At 38.7% G+C, this 8,222-nt stretch carries 11 protein-coding genes; 6 read left to right on the top strand and 5 right to left on the bottom strand.

The window, feature by feature from the left end; translation table 11 throughout:
• Positions 1 to 242: 242 nt before the first annotated feature.
• The 6 genes from cyoA to cyoE all read left to right on the top strand — a co-directional run bounded on the left by cyoA (position 243) and on the right by cyoE (position 5,061).
• Positions 243 to 1,214 (top strand): ubiquinol oxidase subunit II, encoded by a 972-nt coding sequence (gene cyoA / locus BGC07_RS01725; protein ID WP_077216695.1) that lies wholly within the window; start codon positions 243 to 245, stop codon positions 1,212 to 1,214.
• 34 nt (positions 1,215 to 1,248) lie between these two features.
• On the top strand, positions 1,249 to 3,243 hold the full coding sequence (gene cyoB, locus BGC07_RS01720) for a cytochrome o ubiquinol oxidase subunit I (protein WP_069311715.1): 1,995 nt from the start codon (positions 1,249 to 1,251) through the stop codon (positions 3,241 to 3,243).
• The gene (locus BGC07_RS01715) at positions 3,240 to 3,737 is read left to right on the top strand and encodes a cytochrome c oxidase subunit 3 family protein (protein ID WP_235602834.1); all 498 of its coding nucleotides are present in this window, start codon (positions 3,240 to 3,242) and stop codon (positions 3,735 to 3,737) included. The genes cyoB and BGC07_RS01715 overlap by 4 nt, the downstream gene beginning before the upstream one ends.
• Positions 3,682 to 3,846, top strand: a complete 165-nt coding sequence (locus BGC07_RS24100; protein WP_235602833.1) for a cytochrome c oxidase subunit 3 family protein — start codon at positions 3,682 to 3,684, stop codon at positions 3,844 to 3,846. Before BGC07_RS01715 ends, BGC07_RS24100 begins: the two co-directional genes overlap by 56 nt.
• The gene (cyoD, locus tag BGC07_RS01710) at positions 3,843 to 4,187 is read left to right on the top strand and encodes a cytochrome o ubiquinol oxidase subunit IV (RefSeq protein WP_069311714.1); all 345 of its coding nucleotides are present in this window, start codon (positions 3,843 to 3,845) and stop codon (positions 4,185 to 4,187) included. Before BGC07_RS24100 ends, cyoD begins: the two co-directional genes overlap by 4 nt.
• 124 nt (positions 4,188 to 4,311) lie before the next feature.
• Positions 4,312 to 5,061: a heme o synthase gene (gene cyoE / locus BGC07_RS01705; protein ID WP_235602832.1), complete on the top strand. Its 750-nt coding sequence runs from the start codon at positions 4,312 to 4,314 to the stop codon at positions 5,059 to 5,061.
• Between the two features lie 22 nt (positions 5,062 to 5,083).
• On the opposite strand, the gene BGC07_RS01700 is transcribed toward cyoE, so the two are convergent.
• From BGC07_RS01700 to BGC07_RS01680, 5 genes are all read right to left on the bottom strand, one after another.
• Positions 5,084 to 5,458, bottom strand: coding sequence for a hypothetical protein (locus tag BGC07_RS01700; RefSeq protein WP_069311713.1), 375 nt, complete (start codon positions 5,456 to 5,458; stop codon positions 5,084 to 5,086).
• A gap of 100 nt (positions 5,459 to 5,558) precedes the next feature.
• Positions 5,559 to 5,987, bottom strand: a complete 429-nt coding sequence (locus BGC07_RS01695; RefSeq protein WP_069311712.1) for an acyl-CoA thioesterase — start codon at positions 5,985 to 5,987, stop codon at positions 5,559 to 5,561.
• A 39-nt stretch (positions 5,988 to 6,026) separates the two neighbouring features.
• Complete coding sequence (locus BGC07_RS01690; RefSeq protein ID WP_069311711.1) at positions 6,027 to 6,557, bottom strand: MgtC/SapB family protein; 531 nt, start codon at positions 6,555 to 6,557, stop codon at positions 6,027 to 6,029.
• A 21-nt stretch (positions 6,558 to 6,578) separates the two neighbouring features.
• The gene (locus BGC07_RS01685; protein WP_069311710.1) at positions 6,579 to 7,700 is read right to left on the bottom strand and encodes a calcium:proton antiporter; all 1,122 of its coding nucleotides are present in this window, start codon (positions 7,698 to 7,700) and stop codon (positions 6,579 to 6,581) included.
• 110 nt (positions 7,701 to 7,810) lie between these two features.
• Positions 7,811 to 8,167 carry a hypothetical protein gene (locus tag BGC07_RS01680; RefSeq protein WP_069311709.1) on the bottom strand — a complete coding sequence of 119 codons (357 nt, stop codon included), beginning with the start codon at positions 8,165 to 8,167 and terminating at the stop codon, positions 7,811 to 7,813.
• Positions 8,168 to 8,222: the final 55 nt, after the last annotated feature.

The following is an 8,222-nucleotide window of genomic DNA, read 5'->3' as shown; positions in this document are numbered from 1 at the left end:
CACTGGAGAGTATGTGCTGAAATTGAAATAAATAGGTAAGTTATCTTACTTTATTCTGATCGACTAAATATCATCAATATTCTTTTGGATGTCTTTGCTTGTGTGGGTTAAGTAGCTAATAACGATACGTTTTATTGTTAATTTTATAGTGAGAGCCTATAGATTAATGAGGGTCTTGTGATCTATACTTTTGTTAGATTAGTGTATCGTGACTTGGGAAGATACAAAAGGATGCTTGCGTAATGAGTAAATTTGTACAAGATTTTAGCGAAAATAAACGATATAAGAGTTTTTCCTCCCATAAGAGTTATCGCAAGCACAATATTGGGAAGATCTTAAAAGCGTTTCTGTTTACTCTCTTAGCGCTGATTGCTGTGATATTGCTGACAGGTTGTAAGGCAGAGCTATGGGACCCGAAAGGTATAGTTGCTGCGGATGAAAAACAATTATTCATTGTAGCTACTTTGCTTATGCTAATTGTCGTCATTCCTGTTTTGATTATGACGGCAGTTTTTAGCTGGCGTTTTAGAGCATCTAACACTAAGGAGAAATATCGACCTGACTGGTCTCACAGTACGATATTAGAAGTAATCTGGTGGGGTGTGCCTATTATATTGATTATAATTTTGGCAATTCTTACCTGGATTTCAAGCTTTCGTTTAGACCCGTATCGCCCTTTAGATGTGGAAGGTAAACCCATCACGATCCAAGCAATTTCATTAAGCTGGAAATGGTTGTTTATTTACCCAGAGCAGAATATTGCAACGGTTAACTTTGTGCAGTTTCCGGCTCATAAACAGGTTAAGTTTTTAATTACATCCGATGCGCCTATGAACTCATTTGCGATTCCTCAATTGGCAGGGCAAATTTATGCAATGGAAGGAATGCAGACTAAATTACATTTAATTGCTAATGAAACTGGTGAATTTAATGGCCGTTCAACAAATTATAGTGGTAACGGCTTTTCTGGGATGAAATTCATTGCTAAGGCGAGTACTCAAGAAGAGTTTGATCAGTGGGTGCGTAAGGTAAAGTCATCTCCAAATGGTTTGACGATGAAGGCATATGACCAACTTGTCATGCCAACAAAGAATCATAAAGTTGAATATTATTCTTCGGTGACTAAAAATTTATTTCATAAGGTTATTATGAAATTTATGTCTCCTGAAATGCATAAAGTAGACAATAATAAGAAGAATGAAGTAAAAATGTGATTGATATTTTAAGGATATATAGGGAATAATAAATATGCTTGGAAAACTCACCCTCAATGATCTTCCTTTCCTGCACGATCCCATTATTGCGGGTGCAGGACTATTTATGGTTCTCGCCGGGCTTGTGATTGTTGGGGCGCTGACTTATTTCAAAAAATGGAAGTGGTTATGGACAGAGTGGATTACTTCTGTTGACCATAAAAAAATTGGTGTCATGTACATCATTTTAGCGTTTATTATGTTATTTCGTGGTTTTGCTGATGCTCTTATGATGCGTTTGCAACAAGCAATGGCCGCAGGGAATGCAGGTTATCTGCCACCAGAGCACTATGATCAGGTTTTTACTGCTCATGGTGTTATCATGATTTTCTTTATGGCAATGCCATTTTTATTTGGTCTTTTAAATCTAGTTGTGCCCCTACAAATTGGTGCTCGAGACGTTGCTTACCCGTTTTTAAACTCTTTAAGTTTTTGGCTAACAGCAGTAGGTGCCATTCTCGTTAATATCTCTTTAGTGATAGGAGATTTTGCCGCAACAGGCTGGCTCGCTTATCCACCATTATCGGGGATTAAATACAGCCCTTCGGCGGGAGTTGATTATTACTTATGGTCATTGCAGATCGCAGGCTTGGGGACACTGCTCTCGGGGATTAACTTTTTTGCAACGATTATAAAAATGCGCTGCCCAGGCATGACCTTAATGAAAATGCCACCTTTTACTTGGTCTGCGTTGGTGACTGTCGTTTTAGTGATTCTAGCATTTCCCGTGCTTACAGTAACATTCGGTATGCTTTTCTTAGATCGCTTTATGGGAATGCATTTTTTCACCTCCGCCTTTGGAGGAAACCCCATGATGTATATTAATTTGATTTGGGCATGGGGGCATCCTGAAGTTTATATTTTAGTTATCCCAGCATTTGGTATTTTCTCTGAAATTGTAGCAACCTTTTCGCAAAAGCGCTTATTTGGTTATTACACGATGGTGTGGGCAATGATAATTATTACCTTATTATCGTTTGCTGTGTGGGTACACCACTTCTTTACGATGGGCGCAGGACCTGCGGTTAATGCTGTTTTTGGGATTGCTACGATGATTATTGCCGTGCCAACGGGAGTTAAAGTCTTTAATTGGCTGTTCACGATGTATCAAGGAAGAATTATTTATAAAACGCCGATGATGTGGACGATCGGCTTTTTGGTGACATTTACGATTGGTGGTATGACAGGTGTGATCATGTCGATACCCGCAATTGATTTTCAGCTTCATAACAGCGTATTTTTGATCGCACACTTTCACAATACAATCATTGGTGGTGTATTGTTTGGTTACTTAGCTGGTTTTACTTACTGGTTTCCAAAAGTGTTTGGCTTCAAATTGAACGAAAGATTAGGTAAATATGCATTTTGGTGCTGGCTCATCGGCTTTTTTGTCGCCTTCATGCCTTTATACATCTTAGGTTTCATGGGAATGACACGTCGTTTGAATCACTATGATGTATCAACAGGATGGCAGCCATTTTTGATTGTTGCCGGTATTGGCGCCCTAATTATTGCAGCTGGAATTGGGTTTCAGCTACTGCAGTTATTCGTCAGTATTAAGAACAGAAATAAAGAAGGTTATAAAGATACAACCGGTGATCCTTGGAATGCCAGAACATTAGAGTGGTCAACGCCTTCACCTGTTCCATTCTATAACTTCCCATTTACACCTGAAGTGCATAGCCGTGATGCATTTTGGGAAGAAAAGCAAGAGAAGGTTAAACACCTTCAAAGAAGCTCAGATAAGCAAAGACCCTATCAAGATATTCATATGCCAAGAAATACGTCTGTCGGCTTTATTATCGCAGCGTTTAGTTTAGCATTTGGTTTTGGTATGATTTGGGAAATTTACTGGATGGTCTTTTTAGGCTTAATAGGGATGTTCGCAGCAGTGATTAAGCATTCATTCAATTATGATATTGATTACTATGTGAAAGCTGAAGAAGTAGAAAAAACAGAAATCGAAATAGCAAATAGGATGAAAATATGACAGTGAAAACTGCTGTGGCTCATCACGACGACCATCATCACGACGAAGATACCAAAGATATTTTTGGTTTCTGGATATATATTATGAGTGACTGCATCTTGTTTGCAATTATTTTTGCAACCTATGCAGTTCTTCATAACAATACTTTTGGCGGCCCGGGTGCTGGTGAGTTAGCAAGCATCCCATTTATTTTAACCGAAACTATATTACTTCTTGTCAGTAGTTTTACTTATGGTTTAGCAATGCTAGCACGTAATAAAGGGGATGCTGGGCAGGTATTAATGTGGCTGGTTGTTACATTTATTCTTGGCTTTTCTTTTGTTGCAATGGAGCTATATGAATTTGCTCATCTAATTCATGAGGGAAACAGCTGGCAGCGCAGTGGTTTTTTTATCTGCATTTTTTACACTCGTTGGAACTCATGGTTTGCATGTAACTATGGGGTTAATTTGGATGATTGTAATGATTGTTCAAGTTTATCAAAATGGCATTAATCCCTTGATGACGAAGCGGCTGACTTGCTTAGGCTTATTTTGGCACTTTTTAGACATCGTATGGATTTTTGTGTTCTCTGTTGTTTATCTAATGGGAGCAATTTCATGACAGATCAGCACCACCAACAGCATGAAGAAATTGCAGATGCCAAGCATGGCTATACATTGACGTCTTATATTATCGGTTTCGTATTGTCTCTTGTCATTACTTTTATTGCTTTTGCATTAGTGGCCAATAAGATGCTACCACCTTCGGGGCTTTATGTTGCAGTTGCAATCTTAGCTTTAATTCAGCTGTTTGTTCAGTTAAAGTTCTTTTTGCATATGACAACCAATCCGAGCGGCCGCTGGGATTTAATGAGCTTTATTTTTACAGTTTTTGTTGTATTAATTCTTGTCGGCGGCTCACTATGGATCATGTATAATCTCGATTATAACATGGTACATTGATGAAATATGTTTACCTGACCAAGCCAGGTATTATTTTTGGCAATATGGTGACGGTAATCGGAGGTTATTTTCTAGGTGCACAAGGTGATGTTAATTACCTTGTTTTTTTCCTGTTCTTGCTGGCATGTCATTAGTTGTCGCATGTGGTTGTATTCTTAATAATTATATTGATCGTGACATTGATAAACTAATGGAGAGGACGAAAAGGCGTATTTCAGCTCAAGGATTAATCTCTGGGAAGTTTTCAGTACTTTATGCGAGTGTCTTGGGAATATTAGGCTCTTTAATACTGTATTTCCAGACGAATTTATTGACAGTGATAACTGCATTTATTGGCTTATTTGCATACGTTATTCTCTATACCCTGTGGTTCAAGCGTAGTTCAGTATATGGTACAACCATAGGAGGAATTGCTGGGGCGATCCCTCCTGTTGCAGGCTATTGTGCTGCGACGAATCGGTTTGATAGCGGCGCCGTTATTCTATTTGCAATTTTATTTTTTTGGCAAATGCCTCACTTTTATGCCATAGCTATTTATCGTCTTAAAGATTACACGGCAGCAAAAATACCTGTTTTGCCAATTAAAAAAGGAATTTACTATACCAAAATAAGTATGTTAGTTCATATTTTTGCTTTTACTATTGTAGCTGCTATGCCTTTTTTATTTGGTTATACAGGCTTTTTTTATTTTTTAGATGCTTTTACTTTAGGGTTGATTTGGTTTTACTTTGGACTTAAAGGTTTTTCTTCTAATGATAAAAAAGCCAGTGCCCAAGGAGGAGCGTTATTAAAAGATGTTACCTGGGCACGGAAAATGTTTATTTTCTCAGTTGTGAATATAACCTTACTTTCAGTAATGATGTCTATTCTTTAAAGTCTTATCATGTTTTATAATCTCAGTTCTTCTCTTCTTTGATATCAACGGCTATTTTGGCATTGATGCCAAAATCATTGACAGATGCTTCTAAGGTAGTTGCAACTATGTGCAATAGACCACTTTTAATTGTATTGAGTTCAGCTTCATTACAGCCTTCAATTTCACCGAGGGTATTTAACAGCATTTTCCGATATACGGCACTTAACATATCGAGTTGAGCAAAACGGAACTCTATATCACTGATTTTAGAGAGAACCTCGCTTTGCTCGACATCGCGCTTTTTAGCAAAGTTTTCTTGCTGTGTTTTCAGTGTGGTGAGAAGGTACTCATGGATTTCGACTGCGGTGTTTGAGTAGTCAATTGCATCAAAAAAATCTCTTTTGCTAAGCGCCATTGTGATCCCTTATTAATAAAATAACTTATTATAATAGATACCGTAAATAAGACAATGCGAGCATCACTATACGGGTATATTATTCAGGTAGAAATATGGGTCAAATACATAGTGTTTTAAAAGTATATGGAACCTCAACGGCTTTTCTATTATGAATATCAACAAATATTAGTTTGAGGATAACATCTGCCATTAGGCTATCTTGGGTTAGGTTATAGATTCTTGAGCATAAATCAATGCTCGTGTGGCCACTATGAACTATGCCGAGCTTAATTCTCAGATTGTCGTGGAGAAACCCTTCACTGTGGTATTGGCACTGCAAATTCCCCGCCATCATGTAAACATCAGGGACACCAACGGATATCTCAGAGAGGCCGAACTTGGCAAAATAAACAGCGCGAGCAGTATGAATGTACTCTAAAAACTTTAAGTGATCTAAGTGGTTCATATAATTAATGTCACGAACTGAAATAGTAAGATCATGACTAAAGGGAAGCTTTGTGGGAATGGCTAATTGAAGTCGAGACATCGAACGAACATCCTTGTCATCTTGTTTATGTATTAGAGGTTAAGATGGTTTTTGCTTGGGTACAGAGTGTAAACTTGACGGTTTAGGCATGGCTTTAGGTTTAATTTTGACTTTAGTTTTATTTTTAGATGAAGCAGAGGCAAAGTAGGATAAAGAGACAATAATGGTCATGCCGGTGCCGATAATATACATGTTAATTCCGATTGCCATGCCGACGGCGGCAGCAGCCCATAGGGTTGCCGCCGCAGAAATGCCGCGAACATCGCTATTACGATCTTTGAAGATGAGTCCAGCGCCTAAAAAACCGATACCTGTAACGATCCCTGCGATGATGTTAAACGTGTAATCCACCTTATAAAGATAAAATAAATGAATGGCGATTTCGCTAAAGGCACAGGCACTTAGGGCGGTAATTCCAAAAATGCGAATGCCGTTAGGGTGGGTCTTACGCACAGAAAACCCGACAACTCCACCGAGAATAAAGGCAATCGCTATTTTGAGTAGGTAAATTAACTCAATAATATCAAAAGTTGGGTAGAGATTTTGAAGTTCTGAAGAGACTGTTGTCATTTGAATATACACTCATTCATGTTATTTTGCTAAGTCAAAAATAAAGATAATATAAGTGAAAAATAAGGCGATGTGAACGACTCCCTGCAAAATATGAGTGCGGCTACTAATAAAGGTAATCATGCTGACCGCAAGTGTAGTGACTAGTAGCAAAACATCAAGATCAGAAAGGCCTAAGGTAATCGTTTGGTGTGTTAATAAGCTAATAACCAGTACTGCGGGGATGGTTAAGCTTAAAGAAGCAAGGGCTGAGCCTAGGCATAAGTTAACACAGCGTTGCATACGATTGCGAGAGGCAGCTCTGATCGCACTCATACCCTCTGGAGTGAGGACTAAAATGGCGACAATAAGACCGCTCAATGCTTTAGGAGCATGAATCGCTGAAATGGTGAAGTCAATATACATCGCCAGCTTCTTGGAAAGTAAAACCATAACAACCAATGCCATAAGCAGCATAATGATGTGAAAATAGACTTTTCTGGGCAATGTGCCGTCGGCTTGTGCAGCAGTGATCTGTCGATCTGTCGGATCTGGATGCTCAAAAAAGTCTTTGTGACGTACTGTTTGAATGGATAGGAAAACTGCGTAGAGAACTAAACTCATGATGATGATAAAGGTTGCTTGGCCGTGAGATAGTACACCGTAGCTAGCCGCTTTTGTATAGTTAGGTGAGATTAAGCAAATAATAGAAAGGGGGACAAGGACAGATAAAAAGGCATTCGCACCGTTTAGGTTATAACGTTGAGAGTGATGACGAATTCCGCCAATTAGCAGGCTCAAGCCTACCAACCCATTAAGAGAGATCATCATCACTGCGAACATGGTATCGCGTGCTAAGGTTGGGTTTTTACCTCCTGCGAGCATAACCGCAGAGATTAGGGCAACTTCGATAGAGATCACTGAAATGGTTAAAATGATTGTGCCATAGGGTTCACCAAAGCGGTGAGCAAGCCAATCGGCGTGTTTTACTACACTAAATGCGCAGGCAATCATCACAATGAAGACCACAATAAAGCCTGATAAAGCGAAGCTAACAGACGCTGGGATGAGTTGATTACTTAATTGCGGAGAGAAAAAAATCAGTACAAAAAGCAACCCAATAAGAAATTTATATTCTTCACTTAGAAATCTAATCATTTTCATGCATATGGCTCTTTTTTCATCCTAATATGTTCAGTTATATCACTGTGCCTGATGGACATAATACTGTAAATAGAAGCATTTGTTGAGGTGGTGATATTGAGCAAAGTTTGCTACTGCTTTAGTGCGCTGAGTGTCCAGTGATGCTTGCTAAAGGGATTACTTCGTTTTTCTTCTCTAATTTCAAAGAGATAGAGGTGGTAGCCTGAGGTGTCGATAACTTGCTTTCGATGTGGATTAAGGCCAGAGCAATAAGTCCCAAGAAAAAGGTCAGTAATAAAATTATTTTTAATGCTTTCAAAAAGGTAAACCTTCACTAATGTTTTGACCTTAGGCACGCTGAATTCACATATTAATGCAAAACATGCAGTGAAGCAATGAAATGGTATAAGGTCTTGAGTTTGTTCGTAACCAGAAAAAGTTAGTAAGAAGAAGCTTGCATTGCGTGTCGAATGAGCTGGCGTAGCCATAGGTGCTCAGGATCGTTACTTTCTTTTTATGCCATGCTTGTTCGACAAGCAATTT

The sequence above is a fragment of the Piscirickettsia litoralis genome, assembly GCF_001720395.1.
Taxonomy (GTDB): domain Bacteria; phylum Pseudomonadota; class Gammaproteobacteria; order Piscirickettsiales; family Piscirickettsiaceae; genus Piscirickettsia; species Piscirickettsia litoralis.
This window is presented reverse-complemented; position numbering and strand designations above follow the sequence as displayed.

What these genes read in the sequence shown, in the direction of transcription:
- cyoE (WP_235602832.1), top strand. Translation starts at nt 4,312, where the DNA reads ATGTCATTAGTTGTCGCATGTGGTTGTATTCTTAATAATTATATTGAT.
- cyoA (WP_077216695.1), top strand. Translation starts at nt 243, where the DNA reads ATGAGTAAATTTGTACAAGATTTTAGCGAAAATAAACGATATAAGAGT.
- BGC07_RS01690 (WP_069311711.1), bottom strand. Translation starts at nt 6,557, where the DNA reads ATGACAACAGTCTCTTCAGAACTTCAAAATCTCTACCCAACTTTTGAT.
- BGC07_RS01695 (WP_069311712.1), bottom strand. Translation starts at nt 5,987, where the DNA reads ATGTCTCGACTTCAATTAGCCATTCCCACAAAGCTTCCCTTTAGTCAT.
- BGC07_RS01680 (WP_069311709.1), bottom strand. Translation starts at nt 8,167, where the DNA reads ATGGCTACGCCAGCTCATTCGACACGCAATGCAAGCTTCTTCTTACTA.
- cyoB (WP_069311715.1), top strand. Translation starts at nt 1,249, where the DNA reads ATGCTTGGAAAACTCACCCTCAATGATCTTCCTTTCCTGCACGATCCC.
- BGC07_RS24100 (WP_235602833.1), top strand. Translation starts at nt 3,682, where the DNA reads ATGGGGTTAATTTGGATGATTGTAATGATTGTTCAAGTTTATCAAAAT.
- cyoD (WP_069311714.1), top strand. Translation starts at nt 3,843, where the DNA reads ATGACAGATCAGCACCACCAACAGCATGAAGAAATTGCAGATGCCAAG.
- BGC07_RS01700 (WP_069311713.1), bottom strand. Translation starts at nt 5,458, where the DNA reads ATGGCGCTTAGCAAAAGAGATTTTTTTGATGCAATTGACTACTCAAAC.
- BGC07_RS01685 (WP_069311710.1), bottom strand. Translation starts at nt 7,700, where the DNA reads ATGAAAATGATTAGATTTCTAAGTGAAGAATATAAATTTCTTATTGGG.
- BGC07_RS01715 (WP_235602834.1), top strand. Translation starts at nt 3,240, where the DNA reads ATGACAGTGAAAACTGCTGTGGCTCATCACGACGACCATCATCACGAC.